The following is a 16,228-nucleotide window of genomic DNA, read 5'->3' on the forward strand; positions in this document are numbered from 1 at the left end:
TAAAACGTAAGTGTTACGATTTGTGAAAATCAAATCGTAACAGGCTCTCTGGTGTTTTTTTAGGAGAAATGATCGTTTTGCTAAATCAAAAAGGGGTGCTGGTAAAGAGATGAAGAAATTTTTAAAAATAACAGGTATTTCGCTTTTAACCATAGGGTTGGCTGCTTGCAGTGTGACAAAGGAATCAGCGAATGAACAGACAGAACAATCAAGTGATCCAACGATTCAAGTCCTCGCTAGTTTTTATCCTATGTATGATTTTACTCGCAATGTGGTGGGAAATGAAGGCAATGTCGAATTGTTGATGCCGGCAGGGACAGACTCACATGACTATGAACCATCGGCTAAAGATATGGCAAAAATCCAAGAAGCGGATGCCTTTGTTTACAATAATGAGAACATGGAAATGTGGGTTCCTGCCATTGAATCTACATTGAAAGAAGGAGATGTCACCATTGTGAAAGCTACGGAGGGGATGGTGTTGCTGTCGGGTGATGAAGAGCATGACCACGATCACGAGCACGATCATGAAGAAGGGCACTCTCATGAATTAGATCCTCATGTCTGGCTAGCACCAAGCCTTGCAATCAAACAAGTAGCAAGCATTCGTGATCAGCTAAGCAGGGCTTATCCAGAAAAGAAAGCTGCTTTTGAAAGGAATGCTGCGGCCTATTTAGAAAAATTGCAGTCATTGGATGATTCTTATCAGTCAGCATTTAAGAATGCCAAGCAAACGCATTTTGTCACCCAGCATGCTGCTTTTGGCTACCTCGCTTTGGAATACGGATTGACACAAGTTCCGATTGCTGGACTGTCTCCCAATGAAGAGCCTTCAGCGGCACGTATTGCTGAGTTGAAGCATTTTGTAGAAGATACCGGGATCAAGACGATTTACTTTGAAGAAAATGCCAAAGACAGTATTGCCAAAACACTGGCAACAGAAGCTGGTGTCGATTTATCCGTTTTGAATCCGCTGGAAGGATTGACACAGGAACAAATGGATCGTGGGGAAGATTACATTTCTATCATGGAACAAAACCGAGACGCATTGATGCTGACTACTTCACAAGCCAATGAGAAAGAAGTGAAAGAAGCAGAGAAAGAAAAAACCGTTTATAATGGGTATTTCGACGACGCAGATGTTCAAGACCGCTCACTCACGGACTGGAAGGGACAGTGGCAATCGGTCTATCCTTATTTGAAAGACGGCACGCTGGATCAAGTTTTTGACTACAAAGCAAAACAGAATAAAAGCATGACGGCCGAGGAATACAAAGACTATTATACAACTGGCTACCAAACAGATGTTGCAGAAATTACGATCACAGGAGATACGATGGCATTTACCTTTGAAGATGGCACAACCAAGAAAGCAACCTATCAATATGTAGGCAAAAAGATCTTGAATTACCAAGCAGGGAATCGCGGCGTCCGTTATTTGTTTGAATCAAAAGATAACGATGCAGCCTTCAAATATATCCAATTTAGCGATCACTCGATTGCACCAACTGATTCCCATCATTTTCACCTTTATTTTGGCAATGAAAGTCAAGAAGCATTATTGTCGGAAATGGATCATTGGCCAACGTTCTATCCGACTGATCTGTCTGGATTAGAAATTGCACAGGAAATGCTTGCTCATTAAAAAAAAGATTGACAATTACTGCTCTTTTCGTCAAAGTTAAACTGATAGAAAGGAGCGGTATTTTTTGGAAAAAACATTGAAAAAATTAGCAAAAGTAATCGATCACATGATGGATCATGTCGCGTTGTTCGGTGGTCCGAGTGTTGTCAGTAATGATGATTTAGATCATTACTTAGATCCGGTTTTTTATTTGATTTTTTGTGCAGAACAAAAGACGAATAAAAGAATGCTGACAGACAAAGAGTTTATCGAATGGGTCTATACGGAAATGATGCCTCAAGAGATTCCTTATGATTTGAATTTCCTCCCCTTTGCTAAATTAGCTATTGAAGATTTTTATTATTGCATGTATAAAGAACAGCACATCACAAAAGAACAATACCAAGAGATTATCTTTGTTCTTGCAGAAAAACAGCCTGTGTTTTACTCTCGCATGTCAAAACCGCATTTCTGGTCTTCAGAGAAGAAAGCGGCAATGCTAGAGATGCTTCATGATGTCGAACCGGAAGATCATGATTTGGTTCCGATCGAACATCCCTATGAAAATCAACGATCGCCAAAAATCGTCCCTTTTCCAATAAAAAAAGTTCCTGAAGCTAGCGAAGAAAGAATCGCTGCATATCAAATCCGTATTGATTTGGAAGGTTTCAAGCCGCCGATTTGGCGAAGGATGCTCATTCCTGCAGGCATTAGTTATGAACAACTCCATAATATGATCCAAATTGCTTTTCAATGGCAGGATTCACAGCTCTACCTTTTTCTTGCCGGCAATAATTCAATCGATGTGCCGAACACGGAACCTACAAATGCATTAGTGATCGACCATGATTTCCAAACCTGCCAAACTCTGACCTACATTTATGACATGGGTGCTGACTGGACCCACAAAATAAAAATCGAGAAAATACTGACGGCTGCTGAAGCAGGTGAAACAGTCACGCCTGATTGTCTAAAAGCGGTTGGTGATGTGCCAAACGAAGAGCAACCAGAGGAACAAAGAGAATCAGTGAATGTTGAAACAATCAATGAAGAACTCCGGGATTACTGGGAATCTGATCCGTCCGACTAATTTTTTTCTCGGAATAAGTGCAATAATCGATTCATACGATGGTGTGACGAATCTGTTTAACAGTTCGTGACATCTTTTTTGATCGGTCCTTGTTTGATTAAGGTGTTGACCATTCATGAACTACATCAAGTTAGCTGATATAGAAATACTCATTTCTGTGGCGACACGCCTGGTTTGATACAGATTCTAACTTTTTAACTCTAGAGCCAATGATTCAGCAGATTGATTTTCGAGTACATTCGAGTACAATAGTTCGTAATGATACTGGACAAGCGACGATGCTCTATCTGCTGTGAGGTGCATCTTTCAATCGCTCTAGAAGATGGACTATCTGTTCTGGCGACAGCTGAGAGCAAGTGAGGGGAGTTTTTATGAAAAAACGAGAATTTATCGTTCAAGATTTGCTTAGTAAAATTTATCAGGAAGAATTTATTGAAGGAAAATTACCGAATCAAAGAGAACTTGCCAGAAATTATGGCGTTTCCCGCTTTACGATTCAACAAGCAATCAAAAATTTAGAAGAAATCGGCATCGTTCGTGTGGTCCAAGGATCGGGAATCTTTATCCATGAGAAGTGGGTCAAAAATCCCATGATCTTTAATTCCTTGACACGGACTCCTTACGATCGGATCCACTCCAAAATGATTTCTTTGAGTAAAGCACCCGCTACCCCAGATGAACAAAAAATCTTTCAGTTAGCAGACAATGAAGAAGTTTGGACTTTTGAACGGGTGCGAATCGTCAATTATAAGATTGAACAGCTAGAAACGTCGAAGCTACCGGTAGGATTATTTCCTAATGTCACTCAAGAGGTAGTAGAACATTCAATTCAGCGCTATGTTGAGAGTTGCGGATATCGGATTTCCCACTACATCAGCAGTTATACCCCGATTGCGACTTCAATGGCCCAGTCGGCAATCTTGCTGTGCAAACGGGGGACACCAGCGATGCAAATCACGAATCGGGCAATTTTGGAAGATGGGCGGGTCTATGAATTCAGCAACATCATCGCCATCGACTATGCAGTCACCTATATTCGACCTTTCGATCGAGAAATCCATCGTTCACGCATCGATTGATCGGCAGAGGAAGAGCCACAAATTTCCTAGACGATAAATCAAAAAAAACTCAGAGCTCTGATTCAACAATTTGAGTCAGGCTGCTGAGTTTTTTAGGATTATTATTTAAGGTGTGATTAGTGTACCATCCGGCGTTCTGCTTTGTGTCCACTCATGGGGGCGGTAAACGACCGGAAAATCAGCCGCAGCTTCTTCATCAAATGTAATACCGATCCCGCTTTTTTCCATTGGATAGAAGAAGCCGCCTTTGGGTTGGGGACTGCCAACAAACACGGATTGGGTATTTGCCGGCAACTCGATTGTTTCTTGGATCGCGGCATTGTGCAGATGGATATTCAAATGCGTATTGACTGCCAAGCCGACTGGACTGATATCAGAAGGCGTATGCCAGGCAATTCGAACCCCCATCGCATCGCAAAAATGAGCTAGCTTCAATGCTGGCGTAATGCCGCCAATCTGTGATACATGGGCCCGCATGAAATCGATCTGCCGATTTTTGACTAGTTCTTGCCATTCCATTGGATTATTGAACAATTCACCTGTTGCAATGGGGGTTGCTGACTGACTGCGTAATTGTGTCAGCCAGTGACTTTGGTCAGGCGGCAGAATATCTTCCAAGAAAAAGAGCTGATAAGGTTCTGCTGCTTTGGCGAACTGAATGGCTTGATTCGGATGGAGGCGTTCATGAACATCATGCAGCATTTGAAATTGGTTGCCATATTTTTCTTTGATCGCTGCGAACATCTTCAAAGTCGTTTCCATATAATCTGTCTGATCAAAGTAAGAGCCGGAGATTGGTTCTTCGGGTGTTTGCAGCTGGCTTGGATTCCCGCCATAGAACCCGAGCTGGCAACGAATATAGCGATAACCGGCTGCCAAAAAGCGATCGATTTCGTGATAGAGATCGTCTAAATTATCTGCTACCGCATGAGTATAAGCAGGGATCGCGGTTCTTGCTTTTCCCCCCAGCAGTTGATACAGAGGCATATCAGCTAACTGTCCCTTGATATCCCATAATGCCATATCAATACCAGAGATGGCATTGTTTGTGATCGGACCGTTGCGCCAATAGGAATTGACATTCATGACTTGCCAGATGTCTTCGATTTCATTCGCGTCTCTACCCATCAGAAGGGGACGTAAATATTCGTCAACGACTGTTTTGACTGCTAAAGGACGAAATTGAAACGTACTACAGCCTAGTCCGGAAATTCCTTTATTGGTTTCTACTTTAACGACAACAAGGTTATGGCGATCAGGTTTGATCGCAAAGGATTTGACGTCGGTGATGATCGTTGGTGTCATTTTATTCACTCCAATTTTTGTATCTAGTTGATATAGCCATTGAAACACGCAGAGCAACCGCTGTCAATTTGGTCCAAAAAAAGATGGCTATGGCTCATAAAACCAGTCCAATTTTAGATGGATTCTTATTTATTTGTTGATACATAGCCTTTTTGGTCTGTTTTTTTAATAAAAGGACTGGTTTTACAAGCGGGTGCAGCCATGCTACTATGTGTGTGAAAACGGACCCACTTGAAAAGGCGCCTCAAGATTCAAGTCCGTTAGCAAACAACAGGAGGAAAAAATGATGATGAAAGAAGACATCGTAAAACAGATCATAAAAGATGTTGGTGGATCCGAGAATATCAATAATGCTTGGCATTGTATGACGCGGCTTCGTTTTGATTTGAAGGATGAAAAGAAAGTTGACTATACTGCTTTAGAAAAAATACCTAAAGTGGTGGGAACGAAACATCAAAGCAATCAGCTCCAAGTGGTGATCGGTACAGATGTAGCGGATTATTATGCTCCATTAGCCAAAGAACTTGGTTTGGATGAAAAGAGTCAAGAGTCTTCAGAGAAAAAAGGCGCTGTCTCGTTGTTTATGGATACAGTCTCCGGTGTATTCGGACCAATTGTTCCAGCAATCGCTGGGGCAGGAATGATTAAAGGGTTGATGGCAGGATTGGTTGCCTTAAATGTGATTTCCAATCAAACAGATACGTATTTAGTCATTGATATGATCGCCAGCGGCGTATTTACCTTCTTGCCATTTTTTGTTGCTGCTTCTGCTGCGCGCATCTTTAAAACGAATCAATACTTGGCGATCGCCATTGCTGCAATATTACAATTTCCAACGATGACGAATGCAGTTGCTGAAGGCAATATTTCGGCCTTTCGACTGTTTGGGGTTTTACCAGTTCCCGTTTTCAATTATGCGGGTACCGTTATTCCAATCATTTTTGCTGTTTTAGCATTAAGCTACATTTATCGCTGGGTAGACAAGGTATTGCCGCAAGTTCTGCGGACCGTCTTTACACCGACGATTTCCTTGTTTGTGGCTGGACTGATTACACTAACAGTTATTGGTCCAATCAGTATTCATTTAGGCAATTTGCTTGCAGATGGTGTAGCTGGCTTGTTTACGATTTCTCCTGTATTGGCAGGAATTGTTGTAGGTGCTATTCGTCCAATTGCGATCTTTACCGGATTACACCATGCAATGACGCCAATCGCATTACAAAACTTTGCCAATCAAGGGTATGATATGTTGATGCCAATGATGTTCATGGCAAATATGGCGATCACCGGCGCAACCGCAGCGATCTACTTTAAAGTAAGATCAAAAGAAGAAAAATCAATCATTTTGTCCTCAGCTGTGTCAGGATTGCTGGGCATCACTGAGCCAGCATTGTTTGGGATTTTATCAAAATATAAAAAAGCATTTTTAGCAGCTACCATCGGTAGTTCGATTGCATCAGCGTTCATCAGCTTTTTTGGCGTAAGGATCTATGGCTATATTTTATCCAGTATCTTTAGTTTGCCGGCTTATATTGGTGAATACTTTATCTATGCGGTCCTAGGCATTGTCTTGGCGATCGGTTCCTCTTTTGCTCTGACTTATTTCCTAGTCCCTAATCAAGCAGAAACAGAAACCTTCACCAACGAACTTGATTTGCATGTTGTAACGCAAGGAGAATACATTCCATTGGAAGATGTACCCGACGAAGTGTTTTCAACAAAAATGATGGGTGAAGGGTATGCCATTCACTCTAAAGACGGCCAAATCTATTCGCCAGTCAGTGGTGAAGTCACTTCGGTTTTCCCTTCCAAACATGCGGTGGGAATCACCACATCGAATGGTGTGGAAGTTCTAGTCCATATGGGAATCGATACAGTTTCTCTTGATGGCAAAGGCTTTGAAGTATTCGTAAAAGTAGGAGAGCAAGTAACCCCACAATCGAAACTAGCAGCGATGGACTTGCCTTATATCGAACAACAAGGCAAAGAAACGATGGTCGTCGTCCTAATCACGAACATGGAACGTGTCCAACAATTTTCAGGAACGATCGGTCTTGAAGGAAATCATCAAGCCGGTGCCCTATTAGAAAAGGTAATTTTAAACGCTTAAATTCAAGAAAAAAAGAGGTTTAACAAGAGGGGAGATGCACCTGGCAAAAACAGCTGCGGCATATTCTGTCCAATTGTTCGAAAGAAAGAGCTGCGACAAGACTTTTGTTACAGCTCCTTTTTTTTACCATCAGTGACGTTGAGTAATATAGGCAGCTATAGGTTTACTATATTTCTCAAAAAGTTTTTGCTTTTCAGAAGGGTTCTGACCTTGATTAAAATATTCAGCCAGTAAATAACCGATATAGGGACCTGTGGTTAATCCAGAAGACCCCAGTCCGCTGGCGACCACTAATCCTGGCTCACTGGGAAGCAGTCCAAAAAATGGCGCAAAGTCAGAAGTATAGGCCCGTGTTCCTACGCGAACTGTCATTGGCGCAGCAAACAATTTCTCGGGGGCTGCCAAAAATGAACCGATGCCAGTCAGCAATTGTTGCTTTGCTGCTTCAGTGGGAGTCAGATCCCAACCGCCATCATTTTCGTGAGTCGCTCCTAAAAGGATCTTCCCATTCGCAAAAGGAATCAAATCGCCTTCGCCCTCTAACATCGCCACTGGCCAATCTTTTGCTGACGCTGTCGTTTCGAAGGAGAGCAGCTGTCCTTTTTGGGGACGAACATCGACGTGGTAGTTCAAGTGTTCTAACAGTTGGCCTAATCCTGGTCCGGCGGTTAAACAAACATGATCCGCTGGGATTTCTGCGTATGTAGTAGAAACGACCCAATTTTTTTCTTTATAAAGTCTAGCCTTCCCTTGGACGAAAACGACCCCATTGGTACGGGCCCGTTCTTCTAGGAACGCTAGATAAGCAGCGCCATCTAGTCGACCTCCTCCGGAAATTTTCAAAGCCGGTAGTGGTTTGAGCAAAGGTAAAGCTTGCTGCGTTTCAGCAGGAGAAAGACAGGTGATTTGACCGATTTCCGGTGCCTCTTTGCGCCGTTCCTCCGCCAGTTCCGCTAATGCTGCCAACTGATTTTCTGGGCGAATGATCAATGTACCTGAGCGTTGATAAATATCTGTGGTCAGTGAGAAATCTTGTGCCAATTTTTCGAAAAAAGCAGCCCCATCTTTAGCTAATTGATACCATCGTTTGTTTCGCCGTTTCGAAAGCCAGGGGGAAATGATCCCGGCACTCGCTTTAGTAGCTTGTCCCGTAGGGTCGTCAACCACGGTCACTTGGTACTTCGTCGTATCTAGATAATTTGCTAAGGTCATCCCAATGATGCCGCCACCGATAATTACGATTTTTTCCATAAAACTGCAAACTCCTTTTTTGTTTCAATCATTGTTCCATATTCTTCTCAAAAAATCAAAGACTGAAAGTTTCTGTCGAAAGTGATTCCCAAACTGTTCCCATTTCAAATGACTGGATTTTCTCGTATAATGGACATGGAAAAGAGGATATTATGCAATCAATCAATCAAGTTTTAAGAGATAAATTCGGTTATACCAGCTTTCGGGAAGGTCAAGAATCAATCATCAATGCCATTCTTTCTCATCAAAATGTTTTAGGCATCATGCCGACTGGCGGAGGAAAATCTGTATGTTATCAGCTCCCAGCTTTATTGTTAGACGGTCTGACATTAGTTATTTCACCATTGATTTCATTGATGAAAGATCAAGTAGATGCATTGAATGACATGGGTATCCCGGCCGCTTATATCAATAGTACCTTATCAGCTCCGGAAATCAACCAACGGTTAAGGCAAGCATCGAAAGGAGAAATCAAACTCCTGTATGTTGCTCCAGAGCGTTTGGAATCAGATCATTTTCGCGAATTGCTGCGCTATGTTCCTATATCCCTACTCGCTGTTGATGAAGCCCACTGTATTTCACAATGGGGACATGATTTTCGTCCTAGCTATTTACGCTTAGCGGAAACGATCCATAGTTTTGATCAGCGGCCAACGGTGGTGGCATTGACAGCTACAGCAACGCCAAAAGTTGCCCAAGATATTGAACGACTGTTGCTGATTCCACCAGAGAACCAAGTGAAAACGGGTTTTGCTCGCGAAAATCTATCTTTTGAAGTTATCAAAGAGCAGAAAGATACTTATTTGCTGACCTATTTAAAGATGAACAAAGGACAATCAGGGATTATTTATGCCAGCACACGCAAAGAAGTCGAACGAATCTATCGTTTATTGAAACAACAATCTATCAATGCTGGACGCTATCATGGCGGATTAACTGAAGAAGAACGTACGCAAAACCAAGAAGATTTTCTTTTTGATCGTCTTCAAGTGATGGTAGCAACCAATGCTTTTGGTATGGGAATCAACAAAAGCAATGTGCGCTTTGTGATCCACGCCCAAATCCCCGGTAATTTAGAATCTTATTATCAAGAAGCCGGACGTGCCGGACGAGATGGTGAACCTAGCGAAGCCATTTTATTATACGCTCCGCAGGATTTGCAGATTCAGCAGTTTTTTATCGATCAATCTGAGTCCGATATTCAGTATCGTCAAAATGAATACCTCAAGTTGAGAGAAATGAGTCAATATGGGCATACACAAATGTGTCTTCAACGTTACATATTGCGGTATTTTGGGGAAGACGGTCCCGATTGTGGCCGCTGCAGCAATTGCTTAGATGAACGAGAACAGGTAGATATCACCGTTGAGACGCAAAAAGTGTTGTCCTGTGTGAAACGAATGGGTGAACGTTTTGGCAAAGCGTTAGTGGGGAAAGTGTTGACCGGATCAGCAGATCAGAAAGTCACCCAATGGGGATTTGAAAAATTGCCAACCTATGGTTTGTTGAAAGATTGGTCACAAAAAGAAGTCAATCAACTCATTGACTACTTAACCGCATCAGGCTATTTAGTCCCTTCGGAAGGACAATACCCCCTGCTCAGTGTGTCAGCTGCCGGTGTAGAGGTTCTTTTAGGCAAGGCAAAGGTTTACCGGAAACAAGCCAAAGTACGTCAATTGGTCGTCGATGACGAATTGTTTGACCAATTACGTTCCCTGCGATTGACGCTCGCACAAGAACAAAACTTGCCGCCGTATGTCGTCTTTTCGGACAAGACATTGCGGGAACTTGCGGAGCAGCAGCCTAAAACTCCTATCGAATTTCTACAGATCAAAGGTGTTGGTCAAAACAAGTTAGATAAATACGGTGATGCGTTTCTGGCTGTGTTGAAAGAATACCGAGAAACAACAGAAAAATAGTGCTGCTTTACGATTCAGGAAAAAACAAGGAGAAACCAAGATGCTGAAGATTCGTTATGCGCAAAAAAGGGATATGACATTCTGGTTAGAACTAGATAATCATTTGTCAAAAGCAGGATTAGCAAAAAAGTTCCAAGATCAACAGGCGTTGATCTTGACCGATGAGGAAGAACCTGTGGGGATTCTTCGCTACCAATTGTTTTGGGATACCATTCCCTTTTGTACCATGCTGGTGGTCAACGAATCCCAGCAGAGAAAAGGGAGAGGAAGGCACTTCCTCCGCCTTTGGGAAGCAGAAATGCGGAAACAAAGGTATGGGATGTGTATGGCCTCTACTCAGTCTGATGAGAGCAGTCAGCATTTCTATCGAAAATGTGGCTACAAAGATGCCGGTGGGTTGCTTATGGACGTACCAGGTTTTGAACAGCCGTTGGAATTGTTTTTTGTGAAGCCGTTGTCGATACAGCCTCAGTCTGTAGAATCAGAAGAATGAAAAAATAGGAGCGATAGGCATGTCTTTTTTTGGAAAAATAGATTTCAATGATTTATCAGAGACGGATCGAGCAATTTATCATTATATGTCCAGTCAAAGTGACAAGATTCCTTATATGCGGGTGAGAGAAATCGCCATCGAATCCCATACATCGGCCTCTTCTGTGATGCGCTTTATTCGTAAATTAGGCTATGAAAGTTTTACGGAGTTTCGGTCGCATGCTAAGATGCCTCAGGTTGAAAATGCTGATATACTTAGCGGAAGCACGTTATTAAGCGCTGATCATTTTCCTAAAAACATTGAGAGTAAATTGAGACGAGTGGCTGAGAAACTGATTGAGTGTGAGAATATTATTTTTTATGGTATTGGTGCTTCTGCATCAATGTGCGAGTATGCTGCGCGTCGATTTTCAACTTTAGGCTGTAATAGTTTTGCATTAGTCGATCATACATATCCGATTTTTGCAAAACTAAAAAATACATCTGATAATATGGTATTTGCGTTATCTATTACAGGAGGGACAACTGAAATCATAGAGTTGTTTAACGGATTTAAAAACAACCCGGACTTTACAACGGTCGTAATCACAAGCGATTCTGAAAGCACACTGGGTAGAATGAGCGATTTTGTATTAGATTATTCGGTTGATGTGAAGAGAATTAATAAGCACGAGGATTTAACAAGTCAAATTCCCTGTATGTTTTTGATTGAAGCCTTATCAGAGGCTGTGCGCCAACTCATTACATTTGATAGAGATTGAAATTATTCATGACCTTGGTACTTCGTGTACCAAGGTGCTTTTTTTTCTAATTTGCTTCTCGTGTACCGATTTATTAGTAAATGCACGATGAATATCGGACTTTTTGTATACTCAAGGAGAATAAAGAGAGGATGAAGAATCATGAATACATTTCCAGAAAATTTTTTATGGGGTGGAGCTGTTGCCGCACATCAGGTTGAAGTTGTGTGGAATGTTGAGGGTAAAGGTGTAAGTATTGCAGATGTGATGACCGCATGAGGAAATGGTATTTCCAGAGAAATTACAGATGGTGTTATAGAAAATAGGTATTATCCAAATCATGAAGCTATTGATTTTTATCATCTTTACAAAGAGGATATTCAATTGTTTAAGGAATTGGGTCTTAAAGTATTGCGCACATCTATCAATTGGACAAGAATTTTTCCAACTGGCGATGACAAAGAACCAAACGAAAAAGGGCTTAAATTCTAAGATGATCTATTTGATGAATTACTTGCAAATGGTATTGAGCCAGTCATCACCTTATCGCATTTCGAAATTTCCTTTCACCTATATAAAGCTTATGGTGGATTTAAGAATAAACAATTAATTCCTTTTTTTACTCGTTATGCGGAAAGTGTTATGACGAGATACAAAAACAAAGTCAAATATTGGATGACTTTCAATGAAATCAATAACCAAGCTGATGGATAACATAATTTACACACCTGGACTAATTCTGCTTTTTTATTTGATCAAAATAAGACCCAAGCGAATAAGGAAGAGATAATTTATCAAGGTGCTATAAATGAATTGATTGCGAGTGCACAAGTTGTTAAGTTAGGACACAAAATTAACCCCAAATTTCAAATTGGATGTATGGTGGCAAACGTTCCAGTGTATCCATATTCTAGTAAACCTGAAGATCAGATGTCGGCACAGAAAGAAATGAATAGACGTTTTTTTTATAGTGATGTCCATGCTAGAGGAGAGATACCCCAATATGTCCTAAAGAAATGGGATCGGAAAAACTATTCTATTGATATCTCAGATGAAGAAAAGAAGATATTAAAAGAAGGTAAAGTTGATTATATCGGCTTTAGTTATTATATGTCAGGCACTGCCACTACTCTGGATGAGAATGGCGAGTTGATCAATGATTTTTCAAAAGCCAAATGGTTAAGCAATCCACATGTGAAAGCAAGTGATTGGGGTTGGCAAATTGATCCTGTTGGGATGAGATACACTTTGAATATCCTTGACCAACGGTATCAGATACCTTTGTTTAGTGTTGAAAATGGGTTTGGGGCCTGTGATACAGTCGAAAATGATGAAATTCATGATCAATATCGTATTGATTATATCCATGCACATATAGCAGAAATGAAAAAAGCTGTCTTAGAGGATGGAGTTAATTTGTTAGGTTACACACCTTGGGGAATCATAGATATAGTGAGTTTTGGTTCAGGTGAAATGGAGAAGCGTTATGGCATGATTTATGTAGATAAAAACAATGACGGAAAAGGTACACTAAAGCGGTTAAAAAAAGATTCATTTAAATGGTACCAAAATTTATCGCATCAAATGGAGCAGACATCTGATGATTGGTACAAGGGGTTTCATTAAGGTACAGAAGCCATTAAGCTGGTACAGCAACCAACCTTGATGAAACACATTGAATGTGAAAACGTTTTTATTTATAGTTTGTTTATAATGTTGATAAAAAAAAAACGTTTTTATGTGGTGATGATAATGAATACACGAACAACAATCCGAGACGTTGCAAAAGAAGCAAATGTGTCAATCGCAACAGTTTCAAAAGCGTTAAATGGCGTTGATGTTGTTAAAGCATCGACGAAAGCAAAGGTCATAGCAGCTGCGAAGAACCTTCATTATGTGCCTAATCTTATGGGAAAGGAATTAAAGAAAAGTAGGACGAAAAGAATCGGATTTTATACCACAAGTATCACTGGTCCGTATTTTAGTGTTCTGATTGAATCCATAGCAAGAGAAGTTGAAAAACATGGTTACGCTTTAAATGTGTTTATTTCAATGGAAAAAGAAGTTGTCTTGACGAGTATTCTGGGAGGTGCTGTAGATGGATTTATTGGATTTGAAGATATGCTTGATGAAGAAGATCTTGAGATAATCAGAAATGAATCCGTCAATGCCGTTTTTATTGATCGTAATATTCAAGATCATACATTTGGTAGTATTGTTTTCAATTCCAATGAAAGCGCTGAATATGCAACATCTTATCTGATAGCGAAAGGCCATCGTAATATTGCATTCGTCAAAGGCTTTGATGGTGTTTATGATAGCGATGAACGATTCAAGGGATATCAGCAAGCACTAAGAAAAGCACACATTCCTCTAAAGCCGCATTATCTAATAGAAGGAAGATTTGAAGAAAATTTCGCATATCAATCGACAGAAAAATTTTTGCAAAAGCAAAAAGATTTACCGACAGCATTTCTAGCGGGAAATGATCTTAGTGTTGTTGGGTTTGATGGAATCGAGCTGTTGAAATATTTTCGACCGTTTTTAACAACAATTGTGAACCCAATCAAAGAACAAGGGGAGCTTGCAACGCAACATTTAGTAAAGCTGATCAATGGGGATGTTTCAGGAAAATCCTTTGTATTAAATGGAAGATTGGTTGAGGGCGAATCAGTATATCAGTTTAATAGAAATGAGTGATATAAATGTATTTGGGAATAGATATTGGTGGAACTACAATCAAATATGGATTTATTGATGATAAAGGACAAGTTTATTGTAAGCAGAGTATCAAAACGATCGATAATAGACATCAATTCTTGGTAAACCTACAAACAATTATTGAAGAGAGTCAGAGGCAAGAACCAATTGAAGGGATTGGAATCAGCGCACCAGGAATTATTGATCAACACGGCACAATGATTACAGCAGGAGCAATCAAGTCCATCTATGGTGTTCGTCTAAAGCAAGAATTACAGAAGATAACGAAAGTACCAATTGTTATCGAAAATGATGCCAATGCTGCTGCTATCGCAGAACAATGGATTGGCCATGCTCAAGGGATTCCCAATTACATATGTATGGTTCTAGGAACAGGCATAGGTGGCGGTATTATTTATCAAAATGAATTGATCAAAGGTGCCCATGGCATGGCAGGCGAATTTGGCTGGATGGTTATTAAGGAAATTAATGAAAGCGTTGACATAGAGGCGATGTCTTTGAATCAGCGTGCAGCAGTGATTGGTGGTTTATGTTCTCGTTATAATGAAATAATGTTAAAGAAAGATTCAAAGTTCGAACCAATTTGGGATGCAAAAGAAATTTTTGCTAAAGAAGAGGATGACGATATTGCCCACGACCTCATTCATAGTTTTTATGAAGATCTATCTGTCGGCATATTGAACTTGATCAGTTGTTTTGATCCCGAATTGGTATTGATTGGTGGTGGCATAAGTGCAAACACGTTATTTTTAGAGCGATTGAGCTCCACCATTTCAAAAATGACAGAAAGACATCAAAGTATTCATTATTTAGTGGGAAAAACGATCGCACCTATAAAAGCAGCTAAATTGATGAATGATGCTGGCATGGTTGGAGCAGTATATCAAGTAAAGAAACTGATTCTAAATGAGGCAACAATAAACTGAAAGTGAGGGGAACAGATGGAAACTTCCGTGCAAAATGCAAAACGCTCTACTAATAAGATAAAAAAGTGGTTCTCTGTTTTTTTTGAACAATGGGAATTGCAAAGTATGGTCTGGCCAGGAATTATCTTTATGATCATTTTTAACTTTATTCCTATCTATGGGCTGATCATTGCCTTCAAAAGATATACAGTCATCGACACACTTGAAACAGCACCTTGGGTCGGCTTTGAAAATTTTCAGATCATATTAAATGATAAATTTTTTTGGGGATCAGTTGTAAACACGCTTGGTATCAGCTTCTTGAAGCTACTGATAGGTTTTGTTTTACCGATTATCTTAGCAATCTTGATTTTTGAACTCAGACAAGGTGTATTTAAAAAATTGGTCCAAACAATCTCTTACATGCCTTATTTTCTATCATGGATTGTTCTAGGCGGTATGTTGATTAATTGGCTGTCAACAAATGGATTACTCAATACAATATTGAGTGGACTTGGTTTTTCAATCAAACATGAAAACTATCTTTTATCAACGAATAAATACTGGTGGATTGCGGTATTGTCAGATATATGGAAAAACACTGGTTGGGGTACGATTTTATACTTAGCTACGTTATCTAAAATTGATCCCTCATATTACGAAGCAGCAAAAATAGATGGGGCAACTAGGTTTCAACAAATTATGAAAATTACATTACCAATGCTAAAAGGAATCATTAGCTTAAATTTGATTCTGACTATAAGTGGATTACTGGGATCCAACTTAGATCAGACAATGGTTTTGATGAATAATCAAAATCAAGCGAAGGCGGAAGTGATTAATTCATATGTATTTAGAATGGGGATAGCGCAAGGCGATTTTTCTTATGCTACTGCAGTTGGATTAGGTGTGTCAATTGTATCAGTAATTTTATTGGTATGTTCAAATCAAATGACCAAACGACTAAATGACAATACGTCCGTATTGTAGAA

12 protein-coding genes and 1 pseudogene are annotated in these 16,228 nt (G+C 40.3%); 11 read left to right on the top strand and 2 right to left on the bottom strand.

Annotated features, from left to right (window positions below; all coding sequences use genetic code 11):
* The first annotated feature begins 109 nt into the window (after window positions 1-109).
* The 3 genes from DVW06_RS09550 to DVW06_RS09560 all read left to right on the top strand — a co-directional run bounded on the left by DVW06_RS09550 (window position 110) and on the right by DVW06_RS09560 (window position 3,793).
* The gene (locus DVW06_RS09550; RefSeq protein WP_081131345.1) at window positions 110-1,645 is read left to right on the top strand and encodes a zinc ABC transporter substrate-binding protein AdcA; all 1,536 of its coding nucleotides are present in this window, start codon (window positions 110-112) and stop codon (window positions 1,643-1,645) included.
* A 64-nt stretch (window positions 1,646-1,709) separates the two neighbouring features.
* Complete coding sequence (locus tag DVW06_RS09555) at window positions 1,710-2,714, top strand: plasmid pRiA4b ORF-3 family protein (RefSeq protein WP_081131346.1); 1,005 nt, start codon at window positions 1,710-1,712, stop codon at window positions 2,712-2,714.
* A 371-nt stretch (window positions 2,715-3,085) separates the two neighbouring features.
* Window positions 3,086-3,793, top strand: a complete 708-nt coding sequence (locus tag DVW06_RS09560) for a GntR family transcriptional regulator (RefSeq protein ID WP_137264584.1) — start codon at window positions 3,086-3,088, stop codon at window positions 3,791-3,793.
* A 105-nt stretch (window positions 3,794-3,898) separates the two neighbouring features.
* Here DVW06_RS09560 and DVW06_RS09565 read toward each other — a convergent pair whose 3' ends face one another.
* Complete coding sequence (locus tag DVW06_RS09565; RefSeq protein ID WP_003127127.1) at window positions 3,899-5,098, bottom strand: D-galactonate dehydratase; 1,200 nt, start codon at window positions 5,096-5,098, stop codon at window positions 3,899-3,901.
* 286 nt (window positions 5,099-5,384) lie between these two features.
* Here DVW06_RS09565 and DVW06_RS09570 point away from each other — a divergent pair, with 286 nt between their 5' ends.
* The gene (locus DVW06_RS09570; protein ID WP_137264600.1) at window positions 5,385-7,208 is read left to right on the top strand and encodes a glucose PTS transporter subunit IIA; all 1,824 of its coding nucleotides are present in this window, start codon (window positions 5,385-5,387) and stop codon (window positions 7,206-7,208) included.
* A gap of 129 nt (window positions 7,209-7,337) precedes the next feature.
* Here the strand turns inward: DVW06_RS09570 and DVW06_RS09575 are convergent, their stop codons facing one another.
* Entirely contained in the window at window positions 7,338-8,459 is a 1,122-nt protein-coding gene (locus DVW06_RS09575) for an NAD(P)/FAD-dependent oxidoreductase (RefSeq protein WP_005472432.1), read from the bottom strand.
* A 152-nt stretch (window positions 8,460-8,611) separates the two neighbouring features.
* Here DVW06_RS09575 and recQ point away from each other — a divergent pair, with 152 nt between their 5' ends.
* The 7 genes and pseudogenes from recQ (at window position 8,612) to DVW06_RS09610 (ending at window position 16,226) form a co-directional block, all read left to right on the top strand.
* The gene (gene recQ, locus DVW06_RS09580; protein ID WP_003127130.1) at window positions 8,612-10,378 is read left to right on the top strand and encodes a DNA helicase RecQ; all 1,767 of its coding nucleotides are present in this window, start codon (window positions 8,612-8,614) and stop codon (window positions 10,376-10,378) included.
* A gap of 40 nt (window positions 10,379-10,418) precedes the next feature.
* On the top strand, window positions 10,419-10,871 hold the full coding sequence (locus tag DVW06_RS09585; RefSeq protein WP_005472434.1) for a GNAT family N-acetyltransferase: 453 nt from the start codon (window positions 10,419-10,421) through the stop codon (window positions 10,869-10,871).
* A 19-nt stretch (window positions 10,872-10,890) separates the two neighbouring features.
* Window positions 10,891-11,631, top strand: a complete 741-nt coding sequence (locus DVW06_RS09590; protein WP_137264585.1) for a MurR/RpiR family transcriptional regulator — start codon at window positions 10,891-10,893, stop codon at window positions 11,629-11,631.
* Between the two features lie 141 nt (window positions 11,632-11,772).
* Window positions 11,773-13,211 (top strand): annotated as a pseudogene (locus tag DVW06_RS09595) (6-phospho-beta-glucosidase).
* Between the two features lie 151 nt (window positions 13,212-13,362).
* Complete coding sequence (locus tag DVW06_RS09600; protein ID WP_137264601.1) at window positions 13,363-14,310, top strand: LacI family DNA-binding transcriptional regulator; 948 nt, start codon at window positions 13,363-13,365, stop codon at window positions 14,308-14,310.
* Window positions 14,311-14,315: 5 nt separating this feature from the next.
* Window positions 14,316-15,257: an ROK family protein gene (locus DVW06_RS09605; RefSeq protein WP_005472441.1), complete on the top strand. Its 942-nt coding sequence runs from the start codon at window positions 14,316-14,318 to the stop codon at window positions 15,255-15,257.
* 15 nt (window positions 15,258-15,272) lie between these two features.
* Window positions 15,273-16,226 carry an ABC transporter permease gene (locus tag DVW06_RS09610; RefSeq protein ID WP_003127138.1) on the top strand — a complete coding sequence of 318 codons (954 nt, stop codon included), beginning with the start codon at window positions 15,273-15,275 and terminating at the stop codon, window positions 16,224-16,226.
* The last annotated feature ends 2 nt before the right edge of the window (window positions 16,227-16,228 follow it).

Source organism: Enterococcus sp. ARL09-542 (genome assembly GCF_005234805.1).
Lineage (GTDB): Bacteria > Bacillota > Bacilli > Lactobacillales > Enterococcaceae > Enterococcus_D > Enterococcus_D gallinarum.